Annotated in this window: 22 protein-coding genes; 18 read left to right on the plus strand and 4 right to left on the minus strand. The window is 64.4% G+C overall.

Going from position 1 to position 25503, the window contains the following annotated elements; translation table 11 throughout:
- The first annotated feature begins 39 nt into the window (after window positions 1–39).
- Window positions 40–777, plus strand: coding sequence for an ankyrin repeat domain-containing protein (locus RM530_RS09695; protein WP_311365026.1), 738 nt, complete (start codon window positions 40–42; stop codon window positions 775–777).
- Between the two features lie 49 nt (window positions 778–826).
- Here RM530_RS09695 and hisI read toward each other — a convergent pair whose 3' ends face one another.
- Window positions 827–1303 (minus strand): phosphoribosyl-AMP cyclohydrolase, encoded by a 477-nt coding sequence (gene hisI / locus RM530_RS09700; RefSeq protein ID WP_349256215.1) that lies wholly within the window; start codon window positions 1301–1303, stop codon window positions 827–829.
- A 43-nt stretch (window positions 1304–1346) separates the two neighbouring features.
- Here hisI and RM530_RS09705 point away from each other — a divergent pair, with 43 nt between their 5' ends.
- Complete coding sequence (locus RM530_RS09705; protein WP_311365028.1) at window positions 1347–1835, plus strand: transcriptional repressor; 489 nt, start codon at window positions 1347–1349, stop codon at window positions 1833–1835.
- Between the two features lie 116 nt (window positions 1836–1951).
- On the opposite strand, the gene RM530_RS09710 is transcribed toward RM530_RS09705, so the two are convergent.
- On the minus strand, window positions 1952–2788 hold the full coding sequence (locus RM530_RS09710; RefSeq protein ID WP_311365029.1) for a 6-carboxytetrahydropterin synthase: 837 nt from the start codon (window positions 2786–2788) through the stop codon (window positions 1952–1954).
- Window positions 2789–2900: 112 nt separating this feature from the next.
- Between RM530_RS09710 and gltX the strand changes: the two genes are divergently transcribed.
- The 4 genes from gltX to RM530_RS09730 are packed head-to-tail and all read left to right on the plus strand — an operon-like array spanning window position 2901 to window position 9492.
- Window positions 2901–4319, plus strand: a complete 1419-nt coding sequence (gene gltX / locus RM530_RS09715) for a glutamate--tRNA ligase (RefSeq protein WP_311365030.1) — start codon at window positions 2901–2903, stop codon at window positions 4317–4319.
- A gap of 55 nt (window positions 4320–4374) precedes the next feature.
- Window positions 4375–6321 (plus strand): threonine--tRNA ligase, encoded by a 1947-nt coding sequence (gene thrS, locus RM530_RS09720; protein WP_311365031.1) that lies wholly within the window; start codon window positions 4375–4377, stop codon window positions 6319–6321.
- Window positions 6322–6346: 25 nt separating this feature from the next.
- A complete protein-coding gene (locus RM530_RS09725) occupies window positions 6347–7426 on the plus strand; it encodes a calcium/sodium antiporter (RefSeq protein WP_311365032.1) in 1080 nt (359 codons plus the stop codon).
- On the plus strand, window positions 7423–9492 hold the full coding sequence (locus RM530_RS09730; protein ID WP_311365033.1) for a S9 family peptidase: 2070 nt from the start codon (window positions 7423–7425) through the stop codon (window positions 9490–9492). The genes RM530_RS09725 and RM530_RS09730 overlap by 4 nt, the downstream gene beginning before the upstream one ends.
- Here RM530_RS09730 and RM530_RS09735 read toward each other — a convergent pair.
- Window positions 9480–9632 (minus strand): hypothetical protein, encoded by a 153-nt coding sequence (locus RM530_RS09735; RefSeq protein ID WP_311365034.1) that lies wholly within the window; start codon window positions 9630–9632, stop codon window positions 9480–9482. The genes RM530_RS09730 and RM530_RS09735 overlap by 13 nt on opposite strands.
- A gap of 250 nt (window positions 9633–9882) precedes the next feature.
- On the opposite strand from RM530_RS09735, the gene RM530_RS09740 reads away from it, so the two are divergent.
- The 12 genes from RM530_RS09740 (at window position 9883) to kdsB (ending at window position 21874) form a co-directional block, all read left to right on the plus strand.
- Window positions 9883–10710, plus strand: a complete 828-nt coding sequence (locus RM530_RS09740; RefSeq protein WP_311365035.1) for a M23 family metallopeptidase — start codon at window positions 9883–9885, stop codon at window positions 10708–10710.
- A gap of 18 nt (window positions 10711–10728) precedes the next feature.
- On the plus strand, window positions 10729–11184 hold the full coding sequence (locus tag RM530_RS09745; RefSeq protein WP_311365036.1) for a DUF1499 domain-containing protein: 456 nt from the start codon (window positions 10729–10731) through the stop codon (window positions 11182–11184).
- Between the two features lie 306 nt (window positions 11185–11490).
- Complete coding sequence (locus RM530_RS09750; protein WP_311365037.1) at window positions 11491–13776, plus strand: TonB-dependent receptor; 2286 nt, start codon at window positions 11491–11493, stop codon at window positions 13774–13776.
- Between the two features lie 57 nt (window positions 13777–13833).
- Window positions 13834–14514, plus strand: a complete 681-nt coding sequence (locus RM530_RS09755; RefSeq protein ID WP_311365038.1) for a Fe2+-dependent dioxygenase — start codon at window positions 13834–13836, stop codon at window positions 14512–14514.
- Window positions 14515–14523: 9 nt separating this feature from the next.
- On the plus strand, window positions 14524–15177 hold the full coding sequence (locus RM530_RS09760; protein WP_311365039.1) for a PepSY-associated TM helix domain-containing protein: 654 nt from the start codon (window positions 14524–14526) through the stop codon (window positions 15175–15177).
- 10 nt (window positions 15178–15187) lie between these two features.
- Window positions 15188–15709, plus strand: a complete 522-nt coding sequence (locus RM530_RS09765) for a DUF2271 domain-containing protein (protein WP_311365040.1) — start codon at window positions 15188–15190, stop codon at window positions 15707–15709.
- A 31-nt stretch (window positions 15710–15740) separates the two neighbouring features.
- A complete protein-coding gene (locus RM530_RS09770; protein WP_311365041.1) occupies window positions 15741–16553 on the plus strand; it encodes a DUF4198 domain-containing protein in 813 nt (270 codons plus the stop codon).
- 4 nt (window positions 16554–16557) lie between these two features.
- The gene (locus RM530_RS09775; RefSeq protein WP_311365042.1) at window positions 16558–17976 is read left to right on the plus strand and encodes a sulfite reductase subunit alpha; all 1419 of its coding nucleotides are present in this window, start codon (window positions 16558–16560) and stop codon (window positions 17974–17976) included.
- 102 nt (window positions 17977–18078) lie between these two features.
- Window positions 18079–19857 carry a lipid A export permease/ATP-binding protein MsbA gene (gene msbA / locus RM530_RS09780; RefSeq protein ID WP_311365043.1) on the plus strand — a complete coding sequence of 593 codons (1779 nt, stop codon included), beginning with the start codon at window positions 18079–18081 and terminating at the stop codon, window positions 19855–19857.
- Window positions 19841–20899 (plus strand): tetraacyldisaccharide 4'-kinase, encoded by a 1059-nt coding sequence (lpxK, locus tag RM530_RS09785; protein ID WP_311365044.1) that lies wholly within the window; start codon window positions 19841–19843, stop codon window positions 20897–20899. Before msbA ends, lpxK begins: the two co-directional genes overlap by 17 nt.
- Window positions 20892–21080: a Trm112 family protein gene (locus tag RM530_RS09790; RefSeq protein ID WP_311365045.1), complete on the plus strand. Its 189-nt coding sequence runs from the start codon at window positions 20892–20894 to the stop codon at window positions 21078–21080. Before lpxK ends, RM530_RS09790 begins: the two co-directional genes overlap by 8 nt.
- A 26-nt stretch (window positions 21081–21106) precedes the next feature.
- Window positions 21107–21874 carry a 3-deoxy-manno-octulosonate cytidylyltransferase gene (kdsB, locus tag RM530_RS09795; RefSeq protein WP_311365046.1) on the plus strand — a complete coding sequence of 256 codons (768 nt, stop codon included), beginning with the start codon at window positions 21107–21109 and terminating at the stop codon, window positions 21872–21874.
- Between the two features lie 95 nt (window positions 21875–21969).
- Here kdsB and RM530_RS09800 read toward each other — a convergent pair whose 3' ends face one another.
- Window positions 21970–25245, minus strand: a complete 3276-nt coding sequence (locus tag RM530_RS09800; protein ID WP_311365047.1) for an Rne/Rng family ribonuclease — start codon at window positions 25243–25245, stop codon at window positions 21970–21972.
- Window positions 25246–25503 lie beyond the last annotated feature (258 nt).

The raw sequence follows: 25503 nt of genomic DNA on the forward strand, positions 1-25503 counted from the left end.
CGGGCGCCGCTGTCGGCCGTCCGTCACCTTGAGAGACCGATGCTGCGACTGATCGCGAACCTGGGCGTGCTGGCCGCGCTCATCGTTCTGTCGGTGGGCTGTGGCGATGCGGCGACACCCGGGAAAGCCATGCCGTCCGGATTTACCGAGCCCAGGAATATCGTGCTGGCCGAGGCAGTGGCGGCCAATGACGTGGAGGGCGTGCAGGCTGCGATCCGGGCGGGCGGCGACGTGAATGCACGGGGGGAAGAAGGCGTGGGCCTGCTGCATTGGGCGATTCTCAATCGCGCACCCGATGCGCTCGGAGCCCTGCTCGATGCCGGTGCCGACCCCCTGGTCACCACCGAGGCCGGACGCGCCGCCATGCACTATGCCGCCGTGGCGGATGATCCCGCGTATCTGAAAGTGCTGCTGTCGCGCGGCGCATCCACCGAGGTCCGCAACAGCCGCAACGGCCACACGCCGATTTTCGACGCCGTGGGGGGGCGCGGCGCCGAATCGCTGAGCCTGCTGATCGAAGCCGGAGCGGACGTCAATGCCGCTGCGCCGATGGGCGATACGCCGCTGCATGAGGCCGCTTCGGTCGGTGATTTCGATGGTGTGAAGCGCCTGCTCGAAGCGGGTGCCGATCCGTGGGCACGCAACGCGCAGAAGGCTACGTTCCAGGCCTATCTCAGGGTCGGGCCCGCCGAATCCGCTTATACCGAGAAGGCGCAGCGCCAGCGCGAGGCCATCCGCAACTGGCTGCGTGCGCAGCGCATCGAAGTCGACTTCTGAGCGGCCTACTGTTGGCGCTCAGCGCTCAGAAGGATGCGCAAGCCCGCGTCTATAGTTTCGTGGGATTCGGCACGTCGCCGTAGACGGCGAGCGGGTCGAAAGTCTTTTCGGATTCCCGGAACAGCAGGCCGCGTTCGAAGTCGCCGGGTCCGGTCGGAATCTCCCGGTAGAAGCAGGAACGGTAGCCCACGTGGCAACTCGCGTCGCCGGCCACTTCCACTCGCAACCAGATCGCGTCCTGATCGTCGTCGATGCGCAGTTCCACCACTTTCTGCACCAGCCCGCTGGTGGCGCCCTTGTGCCACAGCACCTGCCGGCTACGGCTGAAGTAGTGCGCTTCGCCGGTGGCGATGGTGCGCTTGAGCGCCTCGGCATTCATGTAGCCCAGCATCAGCACTTCGCCGGTGGCGGCGGCGGTCGTCACGCAGGGCAGCAGACCGTGCTCGTCGAACTTGGGCGCCAGTTCGGTGCCTTCTTCGACTTGCTCGATCGTCCTGCGTGCGTGGAAGTGGATGTCCTCGGCCATGATTGGGGCGGTGCGCAAAGGGCGCGTGTTATAACATAGGACCATGACGCGCGCGAACAGCCGAAAAACCACACAAAAGCCGCGCCCGGCCAAGCTCGCCGCGGCCCGTTTCGACGAAATCGAAATCCAGTGCGAACAGCGCGGCCTGCGTCTAACCGAGATGCGGCGCGAGGCCTATCTGCTGCTTGCCGAAAAAAATGCGCCACTGTCGGCCTACGACCTGCTGGAAGGCCTGGAAGCCCGGGTTGGCCGCAAGCTCGCGCCACCCACCGTGTACCGCGCGCTGGATTTCCTGCTGGAGCAGGGCTTCATCCACCGTATCGCTTCCAGCAGCAAATACCTCACCTGCGACCATCCGGGCGAGGCGCATGAAAGTATCTATTTCATGTGCAGCAACTGCGGCACCGCCCGCGAGATCGAGGACACGCGCATCGCCAAACTGCTGTCCGAGGACGCCAGCGGCGTCGGTTTCTCACCGCAGCGTCACGTCGTCGAGGTTCAGGGCGTGTGCAAGGACTGCGGGACTGCCTAAATGAGCGTTTTCGCGCAAAGACGCGAAGAGCGCCAAGAAGGTTTCAAAAATGCTTCCGCTTTTCCTTGGCGACTTGGCGCCTCGGCGCGAGCCCCAAAAGCGCATGGGGTACCCGCTCAGAGCCGCGCCACCGCGCCCTTCATGACCCCTTCGTAAGCACGCACCTCGATCTCCGCGCCAGGGCGCAGTTCGGCCACGCGCCGCGCAATGTGCTCGGCGATGCGCTCCACGGTGCTGTCGGCGTCCAGCAGATCGCTGCGGGTTTCCGGCATCGCCAGTTCGAAGCGACCTTCGGCCGAGTCATATCCGTAGCGGATGCGGCCGTTGCCGCGCGCGATGATGTCCTCGCGGCTGCCGAGATAGATGTCGGTCCAGCGCATCGCCCATTCCGTTTCGAGTTCACTGTCGCGCTCGCCGTTCACGCGGATGTGCAGGCGCGAGCGGTGTCCATGTGCAATCCGCTGGCACAGGCCGTTGTGTTTCTTCAGGCCGTGCACGTAGTGATAGAAGATGCCGTCGATGTCCTCATGGTGCAGCCGCAGGTCGATCGCATCGACGCTGGGCGGAACGATTCCGAGGAAGCTCGGCGCCAGGAAGGTGCCGATCGCGACGGGGTCGATCTCCGCGGTGTCGAGCAGGCTCACCGCCGCCGGCGGCGACACATGTTCGATCGCGCCGAGGTCCGACTTGAAGATCAGTTGCGTGCGCTCGATCGTCTCGTCGAATTGCAATTCGGGCGCGAGACGGGGAACCAGCAGGGTGTGATCGACGCTGGAATCGATGGCGCGCTTGAGGCGTCGCTTGACCTCGCCGAAGTCGAGCACCATGGACTGGTCATCCAGCTCGCCGTGCAGTTCCACGTCCACGATCCAGCTTTCGCCGACCAGGCCGCGCGCGGCATCAAGAATTGCGCTGTCGATGACAGTCAGGTGTTCGACGAAAAGGCTGGTCACAAGGATTCAAGGGCCGGACGAACAGGCATTCTACAGCCTGTCGACGCGGGCATCCTGTAAACTGCAGGGCTCTTTTCGCCCCGTCCGGCGCCGCACGCACAACCTCTTCGAAATGTCCATCGTCACTCGCTTCGCCCCCAGCCCGACCGGATTTCTCCATATCGGCGGTGCCCGCACCGCGCTGTTCTCCTACCTGTATGCCAGGCGCCGTGGCGGCAGGTTTCTGCTGCGCATCGAGGATACCGACCGCGAGCGCTCGACCCAGTCGGCGGTGGACGCGATCTTCGAGGGCATGGCCTGGCTGGGCCTGAAGTCCGACTTCGAGATCGTCTACCAGACGCAGCGCTTCGATCGGTATCGCGAGGTGATTGCGCAGATGCTCGAAGCCGGGACGGCCTATCACTGCTATGCCTCGAAAGAAGAGCTGGACGCCCTGCGCGCGCAGCAGCAGGCCAACAGGGAAAAGCCGCGCTATGACGGCCGCTGGCGTCCCGAGCCCGGCAAGACCTTGCCGGCGCCGCCGGACGGCGTGAAGCCGGTGGTGCGCTTCCGCAACCCGGTCGATGGCGATGTGGTGATCGACGATCTCATCAAGGGCCGGATCACGGTGGCCAACCGCGAGCTGGACGATCTCATCATCGCCCGCGCCGACGGCACGCCCACGTATAACTTCTGCGTGGTGGTGGACGATCTGGACATGGGGATCAGCCATGTCATTCGCGGTGACGATCACGTCAACAACACGCCGCGCCAGATGAACATCTTCCGCGCGCTCGGCGCCGAGCCGCCGGCCTACGCGCATGTGTCGATGATACTCGGCGGCGACGGTGCCAAGCTGTCCAAGCGTCATGGCGCGCTCGGCGTGATGGAGTATCGCGCCATGGGATTCCTGCCGGAGGCGATGCTCAATTATCTGGTGCGCCTCGGCTGGAGTCATGGCGACCAGGAGCTGTTCACGCGCGAGGAAATGGAGCGGTACTTCGACTTCGACCACGTCTCGTCCGCGCCGGCGCGATTCGACATGGAGAAGGCCTACTGGGTCAACCACCAGTATCTGAAGACCGCCGATCTGGCGGTGGTGGAACCCGAATTCGACTGGCATCTGCGCCGGATGAATCTGGATCCGGCGGCCGGTCCGGCACTGTCCGAGGTGATTCTGGCGCAGCGCGAGCGCTGCCGCACGCTGCTGGAAATGGCCGAGAAATCCGCCTTTCTGTATTCGGAGATCGAGTCCTACAACGAAAAGGATGCTTCCAAGCATCTGACGATCGCCGCCGCCGACATCCTCAAGGCGCTGATCGAGCGGCTCGGCGCGCTACCGGTCTGGGACGCCGAAGCCATCCACGGCGCCGTTCATGGCGTGGCCGAAATGCACGGCGTCGGCCTCGGCAAGGTGGCGCAGCCGATCCGTGTCGCCGTGGCCGGCATGGCGGTGTCGCCGCCGATCGACGAAACCCTGCGTCTGCTGGGGCGCGATCGAACAATCATGCGCCTCGGCGCCGCACTGAATCACATCGGTTTGAGAGCATAAGCAACCGCGCGCCTTTCCCCCTCGGAGGAAGGCGTCCAAAGCGACACAAGAAGACATGTCTATCGAAATCAGTTTTCCGGACGGCAACAAGAAGTCGTTCGATATGCCCGTGACCGGGCTCGAAATCGCCCAGGGCATCAGCCCCGGACTCGCCAAGAAGGCGATCATCGTCAAGGTGGACGGTGCGCAGCGGGACCTGACGCGGCCGATCGAAAAGAGCGCCGCGATCGAGATCGTGACCCGCGATCAGCCCGAAGCGCTGGAAGTGTTGCGCCACGACGCCGCGCACGTGCTGGCGCAGGCGGTTCAGGAACTTTTCCCGGGCACGCAGATCACCTTCGGCCCGTCCACCGAAGTGGGCTTCTATTACGACTTCGCGCGTGACGAACCCTTCACCGAAGCCGATCTCGAAACCATCGAAAAGCGTATGCGCGAGATCGTGCAGCGCGACCTGCCGATCGCACGCGAAGTCTGGAATCGCGACGAGGCGATCGCCTATTTCCAGAAGATCGGCGAAAAGTACAAGGCCGAGTGGATTCGCGAAGGCATCTCGCCGGATGAAGAACTCAGTATTTATCGTCAGGGCGGCGACTGGCTGGACATGTGCATGGGGCCGCATCTGCCATCCACCGGGCGGCTCGGCAGCGCCTTCAAGCTGACCAAGGTGTCCGGCGCCTATTGGCGCGGCGATGCCAACAATGCGCAGCTGCAGCGCATCTACGGCGTGGCCTTCGCCAACGACAAGGATCTCAAGGCCTACCTGCACATGATGGAGGAGGCGGAGAAGCGCGATCACCGCCGCCTCGGCAAGCAACTCGACCTGTTCCACATCCAGGAAGAGGCCGTGGGCCAGGTATTCTGGCACCCCAAGGGCTATTCGATCTACCGTTCGCTCGAGGCCTACATCCGCCGCAAGATCGGCGCGAAGGGCTATGTCGAGGTCAAGACGCCGCTGCTGCTGGACCGCAAGCTGTGGGAGCGATCGGGCCACTGGGAGAAATACCACGAGAACATGTTCATCGCCGAGGTCGAGGAAAGCGAAAACCATCACAGCTCGCTCGCGCTCAAGCCGATGAACTGTCCGGGTCATGTGCAGATCTTCAACCAGGGCATCACCTCGTATCGCGACCTGCCGCTGCGCATGGCCGAATTCGGTTCCTGCCACCGCTACGAGCCGTCCGGCGCCCTGCATGGCCTGATGCGCGTGCGCGGTTTCACCCAGGACGATGCGCATATCTTCTGCACGCCCGAGCAGATGCCGGTGGAAGCGGCCAACGCCGGCCGCCTGATCTTCGAGGTCTATCGCGAACTGGGTTTCGACAAGGTTGACGTGAAGCTCTCGACCCGGCCCGAGCAACGTATCGGCGCCGACGCAGTCTGGGACCGCGCGGAAGCGGAACTGGTCAAGGCCTGCGAGATGATGGGCGTGGACTACACGCTGCAACCGGGCGAGGGCGCGTTCTATGGCCCGAAGCTCGAGTTCACCCTGCACGACGCCATCGGCCGCGCCTGGCAATGCGGCACCGTACAGGTGGATTTCAATCTGCCGGAGCGCTTCGAGGCGGAATACGTGGCCGAGGACGGTTCGCGTCAGCGGCCCGCGATGCTGCACCGCGCCGTGCTCGGTTCGATGGAACGCTTCATCGGCATTCTGATCGAGCAGTACGCAGGCACCTTCCCTCTGTGGATCGCGCCGGTGCAGGCCGTGGTCGCGACCATCGTCTCGGATGCCGACGATTATGCGGCCACTGTCCAGGCCGCTTTTGCCAAGGCGGGCCTGCGCAGCGAACTCGATCTGCGCAACGAGAAAATCAACTACAAGGTGCGCGAGCACTCCGTCGGCAGAATCCCGGTGATCGCCGTGATCGGCCGCAAGGAAGCCGAGGATGGCACCGTGGCCTTGCGCCGTCTGGGCACGCAGCATCAGAAGACCTTGCCGCTGGACGAGGCGATCGCCCTGCTGACGGCCGAAGCCCTACCACCTGATCTGCGCCCCGGATGATTCCGGGTACACGGAGCCTCATGGAATGCTGATCATCACCGCACAACTGGTTGCGGGTCTGGTGTTGCTGGTGTTCGGAGCCGAATGGCTGGTGCGCGGCGCCGCACGTCTGGCCAGCAGTTTCGGCGTTGCGCCGTTGATCGTCGGCCTCACCGTGGTGGCCTTCGGCACCAGCGCGCCGGAGCTGGCGGTTTCGGTGCAGGCGGCGTATTCCGGTAGCGCCGACATCGCGCTCGGCAATGTCGTGGGCAGCAATATCTGCAACGTCCTGCTGATCCTGGGCCTTGCCGCGATCGTGGCGCCGCTGGTGGTACACCGTCAGCTGGTAATCCTCGATGTGCCGCTGATGATCGGAATTTCGGTGCTGGTGCTCGTGCTGGGGCTCGACGGGCGGATCGGGCGCGGCGACGGTGTGCTGCTGTTCGTCGGGCTGATCGGCTATGTCAGTTTTTTGCTGATCAAGTCGCGTCGCTCCGGCGGTGAGGTCCCTGAGGAGCTGAAGGACGCGATCGGCGAGGAGGGCGCCAAACCTGCACCGGTATGGAAGGATCTGCTGCTGATCGTGCTGGGTTTGGCCGCCCTGGTCGGCGGATCGAATCTGTTCGTGAGCGGGGCGGTCACGATCGCGACGCTGCTGGGCTGGTCGGAACTGGTGATCGGCCTCACCGTGATCGCGGTCGGTACCTCGCTGCCCGAGATCGCCACCTCGGTGATGGCCGTGATTCGTGGCCAGCGCGACATTGCGGTCGGCAATGCCGTGGGCAGCAACATCTTCAATCTGCTGTCGGTGCTGGGTATCGCCTCGATCGTTGCGCCGGATGGCATCAGCGTGCCGGCGGACGCGATCAATTTCGATCTGCCGGTAATGATCGCAGTGGCCGTGGCCTGTCTGCCCATCTTCTTTTCGGGGCATCGCATCGACCGCTGGGAGGGCGGATTGTTTTTCGCCTACTACGTGATCTATACCGCCTACCTGATTCTGCGCTCGACCCAGCATGAATTGCTGGGAGCGTTCAGCACCACTTTGGCCTGGCTCGTTCTGCCGCTGACCGCCGTCACCTTGCTGGCGATCGGCCTTAACGCCTGGCGCGTGCAACGGCGATGAGCGCACCGCCGACGCCCCCGCGCGCGCGCCGGACAGTTCACGAGCATCAAGACGCCCACGGCACGCGCGCGGATCCCTACCACTGGCTGCGCGACGACACGCGCCAGGATGCCGAGATGCTGGCGCATCTGCGCGCCGAGAATGCGTACTGCGACGCGGTACTGGCTCCGCACGCGGTGCTGGAGCAGGCGATCTACGACGAGATCGTGGCGCGTCTCAAACCGGACGACAGCTCCGTGCCGGTGTTCGACAACGGCTACTGGTACACGGCCCGCTACGCGCCCGATCAGCAGTACGTGATCCACCTTCGCCAGGCCGGCAGCCTGGACGCGGCCGAAGAAATCCTGATCGACGGCAACCGCATGGCACAGGGCAGTGACTACTTCGAACTGGGCCACTACGAGATCAGCCCGGACAATCGCTGGATGGCCTATGCCATCGACCGGGTCGGCCGCCGCGAGTATGAAATCCGCATTCGCGATCTGCACAGCGGTGAAGACCTGCCGGATCGAATCGTCCGCGCCGAGGCCGACCTGGCCTGGGCCAACGACAGTCAAACCGTGCTGTACATCGCCAAAGACCCCGAAACCCTGCTGGGTGATCGCGTCATGGCGCACCGGCTCGGCGAGGTCGAAGACCGCTTGCTGTACCGCGAAGAGGACGACCGCTTCTTCATGGGCGTTTCGCGGTCCAAGGACGGGTGCTGGCTGCTGATCGGCCTCAACGCCACACTGACCTCGGAATGCCGCTATGCCGATGCCGGCGGCCCGGAGTTTCACTTCGAGCCCGTCATCGCGCGCGAGCAGGCGCATGAATATGAAGCCGAGCCGCTGGGTGAGGACTTCATCATTCGCAGCAATCGCGGGGCGCGAAACTTCAGGCTGGTACGCGCGCCCAGATGTTCGGCCGGCGATTCCGCAACTTGGGTCGAACTCATCGCCGGACGGGACGACGCGGTGATCGAGGACTTCGACGTGCACCGAAACTGGCTGTTCGTCAACGAACGCGTCGATGGTCTGTTGCGGCTGCGTCGTCTCAGCTGGGACGGAACGCTGGATCAGCAGCTGGGTCCGGACCACGCCAGCGCCGATGCCGCCACCACGATGCTCGATGCGTTGCCGGAACTCGACGCCCCGGTGCTGCGCTACGTGCACAGCTCGCTCGCCAGCCCGGCCAGCACCTACGAACTCGATCTGCGCAGCGGCGAACAGCGGCTGATCAAGCGCCAGCCCGTGCTGGGCAGTTTTGACGAATCGGACTATGTCAGCGAACACCGGCGCGTCACCGCGCGCGACGGCGCGCGTGTGCCGGTATCCATCGTCTACCGGCGCGGTACGGCGCTGGACGGCACTGCGCCGGCGCTGGTCTATGGATACGGCGCCTACGGTCTGTCGCTGGACCCGAGCTTCTCCAGCTCTCGTCTGGCCCTGCTGGATCGTGGCTGCGTCTGCGTCATCGTGCATGTGCGCGGTGGCGAGGAACTCGGGCGCGACTGGTACGACGGCGGCCGGCTCGCCAACAAGATGAACAGCTTCCACGACTTCATCGACGTCAGCGAATGGCTGGTGCAACAAGGCTATGCCGCGCGTGACCGCCTGTTTGCCAGCGGCGGCAGCGCCGGTGGCCTGCTGATGGGCGCCGTCGCCAACCTGCGTCCCGATTTGTACGCCGGCATGCTGGCGCACGTGCCGTTCGTCGACGTGCTGAGCACCATGCTCGACGACAGCCTGCCGCTCACGACCAACGAATACGACGAATGGGGCGACCCGTCCGAGGCCGACGCCTACGGCTGGATGCGTGGCTATTCACCCTACGACAATGTGCGCGAGCAGGCCTATCCGGCGATGCGCGTCACGACGGGCCTGTGGGATTCGCAGGTGCAGTACTGGGAGGCCGTCAAGTGGGTCGCACGATTGCGCGAGGCGAACACCGGTGATGCTCCGATCCTGCTGCAAACCGAACTCGGCGCCGGTCACGGCGGCAAGTCCGGTCGCTACGAGCGCCTGCATGAAGTCGCGCGTGACTACGCGTTTCTGATCTGGCGCGCCGGCCTTCACAAGGCCTGAGCTGTAGGGTGGGCAAAGCGTAGCGTGCCCACCCTACGCCCGCTACGAAGAATCGAGCCGAACGCTTCCAGCCGGTGCACGCCGTGGCGGCGGCACAGCTCGGCAATGGTATTTCGATTGTTTTCGATCAGCGGGTGCATTGCAGAATTCTAACCCGAGGGCCACTCGGCTTTTCGCACTTTACTGTTGCGCGGCTGCGCGGAGTTGCGGCCGTACGTCGATGACATCCACTACAGATACGAGTAAACGGGATGAACTGGGAGCGTTGCGCGAGGAGATACAGGCCTTGCTCCGAGCTTTGGAGTCCTGGAAGGAAGGAGGCTGAGTACCGTTTGCGAGTTCAGGATGCCGGGTTAATGTATGCATGCGCCAACTACCGGGAAAACGTCGATGCTGCGAGCGGTCTTGCTGTTGTGTTGCTGCGCGGCCGTCACGCCGCTGGCGCAGGCCCAGTCTCTGAAGATGGATGGCCAGTGGGAGCAGGGTGGCCTGATCGTTGGTCAGACCGACGCGGGCGCCCAGGTCTGGTTCAACGAGCAGGCGCTGCCGGTTTCTTCGGACGGCGTATTCGTCTTCGGTTTCCATCGCGACGATCCGGCACTGGCAAGTATTCGGGTGCGTGACGCGCAGGGCCACGAACATACCGAGACGCATTCCGTCGCTCAGCGCGACTACCCGGTGCAACGCATCGACGGTCTGCCGGACAAGATGGTGACTCCGCCCAAGGCGGTGCTCGACCGCATCGCCGACGATGCGAATCGGGTCAAGGCTGCGCGTTCGCATGAATTGCCGCGCACGGACTTTGCGGACGGGTTCGTGTGGCCGGTGCAGGGACCGCTGTCCAGCGTCTACGGCAGCCAGCGCATCCTCAATGGCGTGCCCAAGCAGCCGCACTACGGTGTGGATATCGCGGTGCCGACCGGAACGCCGATCGTCGCCAGCGCCGGCGGCGTGGTCGAGATGGCGGACCCGGACCTTTACTACACCGGCGGAACGGTGATCATCGATCACGGTGCCGGCGTCAGTTCGACCTATCTGCACATGTCTCGGCTGGACGTGAAACCGGGGCAGGAAGTGAAGCGCGGTCAGACCATCGGTGCCGTCGGGGCCACCGGTCGTGTCACGGGGCCGCACCTGTGTTTTCGCTACAACTGGCGTGAGTCGCGGCTCGATCCGCAACTGCTGCTGCCGACACACGGCGAGAGCGCGACGCTCTGAATCGGACAGGGGAACCCTATGCGGCTGTTGGTCAATATCGTGATCGTGCTGCTGATCGCGGGCGGTGCCTACGGGATTTACAAGACGCTGTCGACGCCCGACGATCTGTTTGCCCTGACCGGCGACTTCGCCGCCTGTCCGCCGCGCCCCAGCTGCGTGTCGTCGATGGCGGGCGACGCGATACACACGATCGCGCCGCTGAACAGCGCCTTGGGCCGTGAGGAGACGATGCGTCGTCTGCGTGACCAGATCCAGGCCATGGGCGGCAGCATCAAGCATGAACTTCAGGGGTATCTGCACGCCGTATTCCAGACGCCGAAGATGCATTTCCACGACGACGTGGAGCTGTTGTACCGAGCCGACGGACGGGTCGAGGTGCGCTCGATTTCCCGCCTGGGCTATCGGGATTTCGGCGTCAACCGGAACAGGATCGAAATGCTGCGTCGTCGCTTCGACGATACGCCGGCCTCCTGAGCGACTGCGCAGGGCCGCCGGCGGGCGCTTCCGTCAAAACAATTCCCCAGATCCAGCAGTGCCGTTCGCGCGCTGACTTAGACTGATTTCCTCCCGCAAATGGGAATCTGTTGCATCTCGCATGTGATTCTGGATTAGAATAAGTCGTATTCACGTTGAGCCCGCGTCACAACGTGTCAGGCATGCGGCAATGCCCGGGGATGGTGTAGGGCCGGCCGGAACACACCGATCAGAAATAACGACGCCTCATGTTTGCAGGCGGACGCCTCACAGCGTGCCGTCGATGATCAATTAGGGAGCATCAGCATGACTTTTCGCCGCACGGCCGTCGCGACTGCGATTTTGAGCCTGTACAGCGCGCCGGACCTGGTTCACGCCCAGGCCGATCAAACGAACAATGCCCATGCCGGCGATGTTGCAATGGCGGACAGCGTGCAGGTTCTGCCGACTGTTCAGGTCGAAGGCGAGGCGATCGATCCCTACAAGGTGAATGAGGCGCAGTCGCCGAAGTTCACGGCGCCGCTGCTGGATACGCCGAAGTCGTTCACGGTGATCTCCGAGGAATTGCTGCGGGATACCGCCGCAAGCTCGTTGCAGGATGCCCTGCGCCAGGTGCCGGGCATCACCTTTGCGGCCGGCGAGGGCGGCCAGCCGATCGCCGATCGTCCAATCATCCGAGGCATCAATTCCACTTCGAACGTGTTTGTCGACGGCATGCGCGACATCGGCTCACAGACCCGCGAAGTGTTCGCCCTGGAGGCGGTGGAAGTGCTCAAGGGTTCCGATTCGGTCTATGCCGGCCGCGGTTCGGGCGGCGGCAGCGTCAATCTGGTGTCCAAGACCGCCAAGGGCGAGGACTTCACGCGCGGCACGCTGATGTTCGGCACGGCTGACACGCTGCGCGGCACCATCGACCAGAACTGGGCGATCAACGACACCGTGGCGTTTCGTCTTGGCGTGCTGGGTGCCAAGGGCGGAACGCCGGGGCGCGACAGTGCGGTGGACTTTGACAAGTGGGGCGTTTCCCCGTCGCTGGCCTTCGGTCTGGGCACGCCGACCCGTGTGACGCTGGACTACTACCACCTCAGCGACAACAGCATGCCGGACTACAGCATTCCCTACGATCTGGAGACCGGCGTGCCGGCGACCGAGACGCTGGGTGTGGATGCCGACAGCTTCTACGGTCTGGTCAATCGCGATTTCCGTGAGGGCGAGACCGACATCGCCACGGTGTTCGTGGACCATGATCTGGAGAACGGGCTGCACCTGCGCAATGCCACGCGCTGGGGCAAGTCGACCAATTCCTACGTGGTGAGCAACCCGGACGATTCGGCTGGCAACGTCGCCAATGGATCGGTCTATCGTTCCACCAAGAACCGCTGGAGCCAGACCAAGACCATCGCCAACCAGACCGACCTGACCGGGCGCCTGGTCACCGGGTTGCTGGAGCACAGCTTCGACTTCGGCGTGGAATTCACGCGCGAAAAGAAGGAGCAGGACGGCTATACGATCACCAGCGCCAATCCGCATGTCGATGCGGACGGCAACGTCACACGCAATTGCGACGATCCGCTGCTCGACCCGACCCAGCCGTCCTACGACTGCACTGACCTCTACAACCCGAACCCCTACGATCCCTGGGCCGGCACGATCGCGCGCAACGACAAGCCGTCGTTCTACCAAACCGATGCGACGGCGATCTATGCCTTCGACACGATCAAGTTCAGCGAACAGTGGCAGGCGAGCCTGGGTGTGCGCTGGGATCGCTACGAGACCGAAGTCGAAACGCCGTCGGACCCGGCTGCCAACGCGCATTCCAGCGATACCTTCATCAACTACCAGCTCGGCTTGGTCTACAAGCCCGTCAGCTCTGGCAGCATCTATGCCTCCTACGGCACGGAAACCACGCCGGCACCGCTGGGTTCGGGTGACGAGGATGCGCCGTTCCCAGGCTCTCCGGACGACTGCACACAGCGCTGCCGCGCCGACAACACCAATATCGATCCGGAAGAGACGGAAAACTTCGAAATCGGCGCGAAGTGGGAGCTGTTCAATCAGCGTCTGCTGCTGACGGCGGCGATCTTCGACCTTTCGCGCGAGAACGCCTACATCGAGGTGGAGCCGGACGTCTTCGACACCGCCGGCGAAACCAGCGTGCGTGGTGCCGAATTCAGCTTCTCCGGCAGCATTTCGGAGAAATGGAAAGTGTTCGGCGGCTATTCCTATCTGGATTCGGAACTGGTCCGTGCGGCCACCGGCAGCGTCGCCGAAGGCAAGGAACTGCCGAACACCCCGGAGCACAGCTTCACCCTGTTCAGCAACTATGCGATCACGCCGGCGATTACCGTGGGCGGCGGCGCCAACTATGTCAGCGAAGTCTACGGCAGTCTGACGTCCGACCCGGTGAAGAAGATACCGGACTACTGGCGCTTTGATGCCATGGCGTCCTGGGCGCTGATGCCGGACCTCGAACTGCAGCTCAACGTCCAGAACATCACCGACGAGGTCTATTACACCAAGGCCTATGCGGCGCACTATGCGGCATTGGGTTCGGGACGCCAGGTTCTGGTGTCCGCCAACTTCTCGTTCTGAGCCTGTCGACGAGGGCCCGGTCCGGCACAATGGACCGGGTTCTTCGTCACTATTCGAATGCTGATCTCGATTCCAGATGTACTCGACGCGCAACAGCTCGCGCACTGCCGGCGCCAGCTGGAGTCCGCGCAGTGGATCGACGGCAATGTCACCTCAGGACATCAGTCGGCGCGAGCCAAGCGCAACCGTCAGCTGCCGGAGGACTCGGCAGCCGCGCGCGAGGTCGGGGCCACGATACTGCGAGCCCTGTCGGCCAATCCGAGATTCATCGCAGCGGCCCTGCCGGCGCATGTCTTTCCGCCGCTGTTCAACCGTTACGGTGTGAAGGAACGTTTCGGGGCGCATGTGGACAATGCGGTACGACAGCATCGCGGCAGCGGCGCGCGTATCCGCACCGACCTGTCAGCGACGCTGTTCTTCGCCGAGCCCGCGGAATACGACGGCGGCGAACTGGTGGTGGAAGACACCTATGGCAGCCACAGCGTCAAGCTGCCGGCCGGCCATCTCGTGGTCTATCCGTCGAGCAGTCTGCATCATGTCACCGAAGTCACGCGCGGCGAGCGTCTGGCCTCGTTTTTCTGGATTCAGAGCATGGTTCGCGACGAATCGCAGCGTCGTCTGTTGTGGGATCTCGATCAGTCGATTCAGCAGTTGGCGATGACGATGCCCGACCACGCCGCCGTGCTGCGCCTGACCGGCACCTATCACAATCTGTTGCGCCGCTGGGCCGAGGTCTGAGCGCGCACGATGGAACCGCCAGCCGCGATTCTGGAGACGGCGCGCCGTCAGCAACGGCGCTCGGCCTGGCTGCGTACGCTCACGCAGTGGCACTGGATCAGTTCCGGGCTGTGCCTGATCGGCATGCTGCTGTTCGCCGTGACCGGAATCACGCTCAACCACGCGGCTTCGATCGGTGCCACACCCCAGATCGATACCGTGGAGGCGCAGTTGCCGGAGGCCCTGCTGGAGTCCCTGCGCACGCAGACGGCTTCACGCCCGGACAAGGCGCCGCTGCCCGCTGCGCTCAGTGCCTGGCTGGACCATCGCGTACCGCATTCGGTGAGTGGTCTGCCGGCCGACTGGAGCGAGGACGAAATCTATCTGGCGATGCCCAGGCCCGGCGGCGACGCCTGGATCAGCGTCGATCTGCGATCGGGCGAGTTGCTGTACGAGGAGACCGATCGCGGCTGGATTTCCTATTTCAACGACCTGCACAAGGGGCGCAATACCGGCGTCATGTGGCGCTGGTTCATCGATGTATTCGCAGTCGCCTGCGTGGTGTTCTGCATCACCGGCCTGCTGCTGTTGCAACTGCACTCATCGCGTCGACGCTCGACCTGGCCGCTGGTGGGGCTCGGTCTGCTGCTGCCGCTGTTGCTGGCATTGCTGTTCATACACTGAAGAGGCTTGAATGAAACGCTTGTCATTGATCATCGGCGCGTTGCTGAGTGGCGCCGCCCATACCGCCTCGGGCGCCAAAATGGACCTGAGCGTCGAGGTGCCGCGCCTGTCCGTCGCCGAATATCACAAGCCCTACGTGGCCGCGTGGATCGAGCGTGAGGACCGCAGCGTGGCGGCAACCTTGTTTGTCTGGTACGAACTGGACAAGCGCGGCCGTGAGTCCGGTGACAAGTGGCTCAAGGATCTGCGCCAGTGGTGGCGTCGCGGCGGTCGCGGTCTGGACATGCCGGTCGACGGCATCAGCAGCGCAACACGCGCGCCGGGTGTTCACGCGCTGAGCTTCGGTGCGGACAGCGCGGCGCTCAAGGCGCTCACGCCGGGCCACTATCGGCTGCAGGTGGAGGCGGCGCGCGAGGTCGGCGGCCGCGAACTGCTGAGTCTGGAATTCGACTGGCCCGTGGACGGGACATTCACTGACAAAACCCAGGGCGACAGCGAACTGGGCCGTATCGAACTCAAGATCGCGCCCTGAATCGCGCGCTCACACGAACCTGGAGATGAACATGTTGAAGCGAACGAGTGCCGTGCTGCTGATGGCTGCCTGCCTGGGTCTCACGCCGGTGGCGGCGCTGGCGCACAAGTTCTGGCTGCTGCCGAGCGCAACCGTGCTGGCATCTGACCAGTGGATCACCGTGGACGCCGCGGTTTCGAACGACCTGTTCTATTTCAACCATGTGCCGGGCCGGCTCGACAGTCTCACGATCACGGCGCCCGACGGCAGCAGCATCGAGCCCGAAAACCAGTACAGCGGCAAGTTCCGCAGCAGCTTCGACGTGCATCTGGCGCAGGACGGCACCTACCGCATCGCCCTGGTCAATCAGGGGCTGTTCGCGAGTTGGGAAGTCGACGGCGAACCCAAGCGCTGGCGCGGCGATGCCGAGAGCTTCGCCAAGGAAGTGCCTGCGGATGCCACGAAGCTGCGCGTATCCGAATCCAGCGGCCGTACCGAAGCCTATGCCACTGCCGGGGCGCCGACCGAGACTGTGTTCCAGCCGAGCGGCGTTGGCCTGGAACTGGTGCCTTCGACGCATCCCAATGATCTGTACAGCGGCGAGACCGCGAGCTTCGGATTCCTTCTGGACGGCAAGCCCGCTGTGGGTCTGGAAGTGGGGGTCGTTCCCGGCGGCACGCGCTACCGAGATCGGCAGGACGAAATCAGTCTGACGACAGACGACAAGGGGCAGGTCGAAGTCAGCTGGCCGGCGCCGGGCATGTACTGGCTCAATGCCGAGTTGGAGGACGACAAGACTTCGATACCGCAGGCCACGCAACGGCGCGTCGCGTATGCCGTGACGCTCGAAGTGCTGCCCCAGTAGTTCCTTGCGTTTGATCGGTAACGCCGCGGCGGGGCTGTCTCTGGCGGCGCTCGCCGCGCTGCTCTGGCTGTGGCAGCCGGCGTTCGTCTGGCGAATGCCAGGGGCCGATCGGATCGCCGTGGCGGTCGCCGCGTGCCTGCTGTGGTTGTCGCTGTGTGTCTGGGCGCGTCGGGGTCGCGGGCGCACGCCTCCGGAGAGCGCTTCAGGCACGGTTGCCGTGGTCTACGCCAGCCAGACGGGGAGCGCCGAGCGTCTGGCGAATCAGACTGTTTCGTCCCTGGAGGCCGGCGGCATCGGTGCTCGTCTGATACATCTTAGAGGCCTGGATTCAGCGGCGCTGCCGCGATCGGCTACCGAGGCCGTGCTGTTCGTCGTCAGCACCACCGGTGAGGGCGAGCCGCCGGATGACGCCCGCGCGTTCGTCGAGGCATTGCGACGTAGGCCCGCCGCGGTCCGGGATCTGCGCTATGGACTGCTGTCGCTGGGAGACCGCAGCTATGCGCAGTACTGTGGTTTCGGTCGCGAATTCGAATCCCTGTTGCGCACGGGAGGGGCGACACCGTTGTTCGAGACGGTGGAAGTTGATAACGGCGATGCGACAGCGATCGAACGATGGCACGACGCACTGGCCGTACTGGGTACCGAGGCGCTGCCGCCGCTGGTGCCCGAGCCCTTCTTGCGGATGCGGCTGGAAGCGCGCCGTTTGCTCAATCCCGGCAGCCCTGGCGGGCCGGTGTTTCACCTGAGCCTTGCACCGGAAATGGGAACCGTGCCGGATTGGCAGGCGGGCGATATTGCCGAGATTCGTTTGCCGGGCAGTGCCGGCCTGATCCGGGAATATTCTCTGGCCTCGGTACCGGCCGACGCGCGTCTGGAACTGCTCGTGCGCCAGCAGCGTCACGCTGATGGCTATGGGGTCGGTTCCGCCTGGCTGACCCTGGATTGTCCGCTGGGTGGACCTGTCGATGTGCGTGTGCGACGCAACAGCGCGTTCCACGCACCGGAGGGTTCGCGGCCGATGTTGCTGATCGGAAACGGCACCGGGATCGCGGGTCTGCGGGCGCATCTCAAGGCGCGTGCCGCCGCGAAGCTGGGCGGCGCCTGGTTGATCTTCGGCGAGCGTCAGTCCCGCCACGATTTCCATTTCCGTGAGGAGATCGAAGATTGGCAGCGCACTGGCGTGATCGAGCGTGTGGACCTTGCGTTTTCACGCGATACCGCGCAGTGCATCTATGTGCAGCAGCGGATCGTCGAATCGGGCGCTGCTCTGGACGACTTCGTGCACCGCGGTGCCGCGATCTATGTCTGCGGCAGCCTTGAGGGCATGGCGCCGGGCGTGGACGCAGCCTTGCGTCAAGTGCTGGGGAGCCCTCTTCTTGAAAGCCTTGCCGCCGATGGCCGCTATCGGCGGGATGTCTATTGAGCGCATGCGAAGGCCCGGGGGCAGGTTCCGCAGCTCTGGCCCTTGAGCACAACCGGACGCCGAGCGCGTTAACATGCGCGACCTCCTGAATTTCAGTGCTCGATGACGTCAAAAAAGGCCGGTTCCCCAACGGGGGCGGATACCTACAAGCGATTGCTCGGATATGCCGCGCCGCACTGGCGGGTGTTCATCGTCGCGGCGCTGGGCATGGCGCTGTTCGCACTGGCGGATGTCAGCTTCATCTATCTGGTCAAGCCGCTGCTCGACGGCAGTTTCGTCGAGAAGGATCCGTTCATCATCCGCATCATGCCGCCGGCGATACTCGGCCTGTTTTTGCTGCGCGGTGTGTCCTCGTTCATTTCCACCTACGGCATGTCCTGGATCGGCCGCCGCGTGATTCGCGACCTGCGCCAGGAACTGTTCGATCACCTGTTGAGCCTGCCGGTGTCGTTCTACGACCGCGTTCCGTCCAGCGCTCTGATCACGCGGCTGTCCTATCACGTCGAGCAGGTTGCGGAATCGACCACCACGGTCGTGACCACGGTGCTCAAGGAAGGCCTGACTGTGATCGGCCTGATCGGGTTGATGTTCCATCTGGACTGGCGGCTGACGCTGTTCACGATCATTGTCGGGCCGATCATCGCGGTGCTGATCCGCTTCGTGAGCGCGCGCTTTCGCAAGATCGGCCGGCGCATACAGGATTCCGTGGGCGGGATCACGCATGCGGCGGACGAGGCGATGCAGAATCATCGCGTCGTCAAGATCTACGGTGGGGAAGGCTACGAACGCGCCAAGTTCGAGAAGGTCAATGACCACAATCGCTGGCTGGTGCTGAAGATGACGGCGACCCAGGCCAGCAGTACCGCCCTGGTGCAGTTCATCGCCGCCTGGGCAGTCGCGGGCGTGGTGTTCTTTTCGACCCGACCGGACATGCTGGCCGATATCACGCCCGGAACGTTCGTCTCGTACATGGGGGCGATGCTGGCCCTGCTCGGGCCGATCAAGCAGCTCACCACGATCAATGAACGTTTGCAGAAAGGGATTGCCGCTGCGGACAACATTTTCACCCTGATGGACGAGCGAACCGAGCCGGACCAGGGCACGCGGCCGCTGTCGAGAGCGCGCGGTGACATCGAATACCGCGACGTCGACTTCCGTTACCGTGCCGACGCGCCACTGGTACTGCGTGATATCGGGTTCACCATCGAAGCCGGTACGACGGTGGCCTTCGTCGGCCGTTCCGGCAGCGGCAAGTCGACGCTGCTGGGCCTGCTGCCGCGCTTCTACGATCCGAGTGCCGGAACCGTACTGGTCGATGGCGTGGACGCGCGCGACTATCCGCTGGGCGCGCTGCGACGGCAGATCGCGGTGGTCGACCAGCAGGTGCGTCTGTTCAATGCCAGCGTTGCCGAGAACATCGCCTACGGGCTTGAATCGAAACCCGACCGCGCGGCGATCGAACAGGCCGCCCGGCACGCCTACGCCTGGGAGTTCATCAGGAATCTGCCACGCGGGCTGGATACTGCAGTCGGTCAGAACGGCGTGACCCTGTCGGGCGGACAGCGCCAACGGCTGGCAATCGCACGCGCGCTGCTCAAGGACGCGCCGATCCTGATTCTGGACGAGGCGACCTCGGCGCTGGACACCGAATCCGAGCGCTACATCCAGCAGGCGCTGGAGCATCTGGTCAAGGGACGCACCACACTGGTGATCGCCCATCGTCTGTCGACGATCCAGAACGCCGATCGCATTGTCGCGATGCAGGACGGCGCGATCATCGAGACCGGTACCCACGAGCAACTGCTCGATGCCGGCGGGCTTTACGCATCGCTCTATCGCATGCAGTTCGAGGACGCCGCAGCCGATGCGAAAGTGGCTTGAACGTCGCTGGTACCACGGTTCCGCTCCGCTGCTGCTGAGGCCGCTGTCCAGCATCTATGGCGGCGTGTCGAGATCGCGCGCCGAGCGTGACCGGCTCCAGGCGAGTCAATTGCCGGTGCCGGTCATCGTGGTCGGCAACATCTCGGTCGGCGGTACCGGCAAGACGCCGTTCGTGATCTGGCTGGTGGAGCGCCTGCGCGAATGGGGCATGAACCCGGGCGTGATCAGCCGTGGCTATGGCGGTCGCGCCAAGACCTGGCCGCAGGCCGTGACCGCGGCATCCGATCCCGCCCTGCTTGGCGACGAGCCGGTGCTGATCGCCGCGACCCTGTCCTGCCCGCTGTTCGCGGCACCGGACCGCGATGCCGCCGCCAGGGCCTTGCTGCAGCAGCACCCGCAGGTCGACGTGCTGGTCGCCGATGACGGCCTGCAGCATTACCGACTGTCGCGACAGCTTGAAATCTGCATGGTCGATGGCCGGCGCGGATTCGGCAATTGCCAGCTGCTGCCGGCCGGCCCGCTGCGCGAGCTGCCGCAACGCCTGGATTCCGTGGATCTGGTCGTCGTCAACGGCGGCGGCAGCGAGGTGCCCGAATGCCGCGCGCCGGTGATTCGCGTGCGCGTCACAGTGCAGACGGCGATGCCCCTGGCAGGCGGCCCGGGCCGGGCACTGAGTGAATTCGCCGGCATGCGGGTGCACGCCGTGGCGGGTATTGGTGACCCTTCACGCTTCTTCTCGGTGTTGACGCGATTCGGAATCGAACTGGTGATGCACCCATTTCCCGACCATCACCGTTTCCGTCCGCGGGATCTGGAATTTGGGGATACCGCTCCGGTGCTGATGACCGACAAGGACGCAATCAAGTGCGCGGGCTACGCCGATCCGCGCCTGTGGCGCGTGCCGGCCGTGCTGGAACTGGCGCCAGACGCGCTGTGGTCTGTGCGAAAATCGGTGGATGTGATGCGTCAGCGCTGGGACGCCCGAAAAGGCGCCCCTGTGCCCGCACAGCCCGCGTTGGACAAGAGTGCCGAACATGGATAAGCGATTGTTGGATCTGTTGGTCTGCCCGGTGACGCGCGGTCCCTTGCTGTGGAACGCGGACCGCCAGGAATTGTGGTCTCGCAGTGCGCGCCTGGCCTATCCGGTGCGTGACGGCATTCCGGTCATGCTGGAAGAGGAATCGCGCCCGCTTACGGACGAAGAGCTGGAGCGGCTGCGCTGATTCGGCGCACCGGCAAGGGCCATGACATGAGTTTCAAGGTTGTGATCCCGGCGCGCTTGGCGTCCACGCGCCTGCCGCGCAAGGTCCTGCGCGATATTGGTGGCCGTCCGCTGATCGCCTGGGTGGTCGATGCCGCGCGCCGCAGTGGGGCCGAAGAAGTGATCCTCGCGGTGGACGATGCTGAAGTCGAGGCGGTCGCCGCCGATTTCGGCATTCCCGTGGTGATGACCAAGCCTGAGCACCCGTCCGGCACCGATCGCATTCATGAAGTCGCAGTACGTCGTGACTGGCCGGGTGACACCATCGTGGTCAATGTCCAGGGTGACGAGCCGCTGATGCCGCCCGAACTGATTTCGAACGCCGCGCAGCTGCTCGCCAATGACCCGCAGGCCGACATCGCCACGCTCTGTCATCCGCTGCATGCACTGGAGGAATGGCTGGATCCGAACGTGGTCAAGCTGGTCCGTGATGCGCGCGGCCGAGCTCTGTACTTCTCGCGCGCGCCGATTCCCTGGCAGCGTGACGGCGCGTCACGCGGCACACCGAAGCTACCGGCTGAACCGCCCCTGAGGCACATTGGCATCTACGCCTATCGCGTGGCGGCGCTCAAACACTTCGCCGCTCTGCCGCCAGCGCCGCTGGAGCAGGTCGAAGCGCTGGAGCAGCTTCGGGCGCTGTGGAACGGCTTGACGATCCTGGCTGGCGTGGTGGAGCAGTCGCCACCGCGGGGCGTCGATACCGAAGAAGACCTGGCGGCCGTGATCGCATATCTCAGGCCTGCTTCAGGCGCCTGATCGAAGGACCTCGCGGTGCCCCTCGACAGGGCAAGACGCCAAAGAAAAAGGCCGGATTTCCCGGCCTTTTTCTTTGCTCCGCTCGGGTTCTCCGATCAGGAGCCCGCTCCCGCGGTCTTCTCGGCCGGCTTCTGTGTCGTTTCGTTGCCGCCATCATCGACCGACGGCGATTCGTCGTCGGACGGTGTCGCTGCCTCGGCTTGCACGTCATCACCGCCCGGGGTCTTGTCGGGACGCGGCGATTCCACAGGCTTGAGGGTTTGACGAATTTCAGGCTCGACCGTCTCGTTGGCCTGGATCAGGCGCGGCAAAAAGCTCTGGTTCCTGACCGGCGACAGCGGACGCGTTTCGGACACCACCGGTTCGGAGGTACCGGCACTGCCCGCGGCCGGCGCCAACAGGCGCGGCAAAAAGTCGCCACGCACGCTTTCGCTGGGTCGAACCAGGGGCTTGCCGTCGGCATCGTGGTGCGCCGCAGGCATTTCCGGCTGTTCGACGACCGACACAGACGCGGCTTGAGCCTCGGGCTCGTCAGCCGGGGGTTCTTCTGAGTCTGCTTCGGCGCTTGCCGCGGCGGTTTCAGTTTCAAGGGTCGCTTCATTCTTGAGCTTGGCCTCGGCTTCAGCGGGAGTGGGCTCCTGCATGTCGGCTTCGGCGAACGGGGCTTCGGAACGCTTTTCGGCCAGCTCCTGCTCGTCCACTTCCAGATTCACGGCCGGCTCGGCGGCGCTGTCGGCCTTTGTGGCCTCGGCCTCCATGAACTCGGGTTCCGTGGTCTGCGCTTCCAGCGGCAATTCGGCCTGGTCGGGGACCGCCTTGCCTGTTTCGGTCTCTGCGAGCACAGGCTTCGGGGCGATCTCGTTCGCCCTGTCGTCCGCCCTGTCGTCCGTCTGTCCGGCCTCTGATTCGGCTACAGCTTCCTGCTTCCTTGGCGCCTCGACAACGCCGGCTTCCGTGACGACTTCGGTGCTGCGCGCTGCATCTATGGTCTGCGAATCCGTCTCGTCAGAGGGAGGAGCGCTTTCGGACGACGGGCCATCTGCGGCCGCGCCTGCGGAAGTCGGCGCGCCGGTGCCGCGCGAACGCTCGCCGCGGTTGCGGTTGCGGCCGCCACGCCGGCGACGGCTGCGCTTCGGTCGATCCTCGTCCGGGGTGGCGGGCTGCTCAGCCGAGGATTCGGCTGTAGCGGTGGCGGCGTCCCGAGAGGCCTCAACCTCGGCCTCGGCGCCTACGGTTGGTGCTGTGGCGACCGCTTGCAGCGTATCCTTATCGGCTTGTTCGAGCTCCTGCGCTTCTTTGCGGGCACGGCCCTGACGCGGCGGACGCTCGCGCTTGGCTTGATCCTGCTGTGGCTGCTGCTCGCGCTGTGCGTCCGCACGAGCCTCGTCGCGCTTCGCTTCGTCCTTGCGCGGGCGCTCCTCACGACGCGGTTCGTCGCGACGCGCACCCTCATTGCGGTTGCGTCCGCCGCGGCTGCGACCGCCACGACGATTGTTGCTGCCGCCGTCGCGACTCTTGTTTCCGCTATTGCGTGAATCCTGCCCGCCCCGGCGGCGCGAGGTCCCGGTCTCCGCGCTGGAATCGCCGGCCGACGCAGTACCGCGGCGCTGGCTGCGGACCGGCGCGGCTTCCTCGGCCACTGAGGCATCACCAACGAACCAGCGCTTCAGGCGGGCCCAGAGCGATTCGGTGGGGGCGGCGGCGGTCGTCGCAGCGACCACGGCGACCGGTACGGTCTGGGCGGCCGGCGCCGGGCTTGGCGGCGACACGACTTCCACCGCGGCACGCGTGAGCGCTCTTTGCGGCGGATTGCTGGCTTCCACATACGCGGCGCGCTGGGGCGCCTGGAAGTCGTTCGGAAGATCGTAGCTGACGGCGTCGTTCTGATCCTGCGACAACTGATCGGCGCGGACACGCAGAATTTCGAAGTTCGGCGTTTCCAGGGTCTCGTTCGGAACCACCGTGACGCGCGTGGCGCAGCGCGCTTCGATGACTGACAGCGCGTCGCGCTTCTCGTTGAGCAGGAAAGTGGCGACGCTGACCGGAAGCTGTGCGATCACACGTCCGGTGCGGTCCTTCATGCACTCTTCCTCGATCAGGCGCAGGATCGACAGGCCCAGCGATTCGACGCTGCGAATCTGGCCGCGGCCCTCGCAGCGTGGGCACGGAGTCTGGGTATGTTCGCCCAGCGACGGCCGCAGGCGCTGGCGCGACATCTCCAGCAGGCCGAAGCGGGAAATGCGTCCGAGCTGAATGCGTGCCCGATCGATCTCGCAGGCCTGACGCAGACGGTTTTCGACTTCGCGCTGGTTCTTCTGCGCGTTCATGTCGATGAAATCGATCACGACCAGTCCACCGAGATCGCGCAGGCGCATCTGTCGAGCAATCTCGTCGGCCGCCTCGCAGTTGGTCTGCAGTGCGGTTTCCTCGATGCTCTTGCCGCCGGTGGCGCGCGCCGAGTTGATGTCGATCGAGGTCAGCGCCTCGGTCGGGTCGATGACCACCGAGCCGCCGGACGGCAGCTGCACCAGACGCTGGTGCGCCGATTCGATCTGCGATTCCACCTGAAAACGTGAAAACAGCGGAATCGTATCCTGATAGAGCTTGAGCTTGTGCACATGCTGCGGCATCACCTGCTGCATGTGAGTACGCGCCTGCTCGTAGGTCTCCTGGTGGTCGACCATGACCTCGCCGATGTCCGGGCGCAGGTAGTCGCGCAGCGCGCGCAGGATGATGTTGCTTTCCTGATAGATGAGGAATGGCGCCGCCTTGGTTTCGGAAGCCGCGAGGCACTGACCCCAGATTTCAGCCAGATAATCGAGATCCCACTGCAGTTCCTCGGGCGTGCGGCCGATGCCATTGGTGCGCACGATGACACCCATGCCATCCGGAATCTGCAACTGGCTGAGCGCTTCGCGCGCTTCGTCGCGTTCCTCGCCCTCGACCCGGCGCGACACTCCGCCGGCACGCGGGTTGTTCGGCATCAGCACCAGGTAGCGGCCGGCGAGGCTCGCAAACGTGGTCAGCGCGGCGCCCTTGTTGCCGCGCTCTTCCTTTTCGACCTGGACCACCAGTTCCTGGCCTTCCTGAAGAAGATCACGGATGTTGTTCGACTTGTTCTTGTCGGGGTCGCCCTTGAAGTAGCTGCGGGCGATTTCCTTCAGCGGCAGAAAGCCGTGACGGTCCGCGCCGTACTCGACGAAACAGGCTTCGAGGGAGGGTTCGACCCGGGTGATGCGGCCCTTGTAGAGATTGCCCTTCTTTTGCTCTCGTGCTGCGGTTTCGATGTCCAGATCGTAGAGCTTCTGGCCATCAACGATGGCAACGCGCAACTCCTCGCGTTGCGTCGCGTTGATGAGGATACGCTTCATGTTGTGCGGTCTCGTGTAACGCTCGACCGCGGACGGGCGAGGGGCGGTGCGTATCTGAGTTCGCGCCGGCCCCGAAATTCGTTAACCGCCCGCGGGAGCGCGGGTGGAACTGCTGAATGCCCGCGCGCACCAATGCGCTGCGAGCCTAATTCGATACGAGGAACGGATAACCGCCATAGCCAATTTGCTATAGTCATTGTCCCGTCCTTCGACCGTGACGGTCGCCCCTGACGATGTTCGGAGGCCGCAAGCGGCAAT

Source organism: Banduia mediterranea, from assembly GCF_031846245.1.
Lineage (GTDB): Bacteria > Pseudomonadota > Gammaproteobacteria > Nevskiales > Nevskiaceae > Banduia > Banduia mediterranea.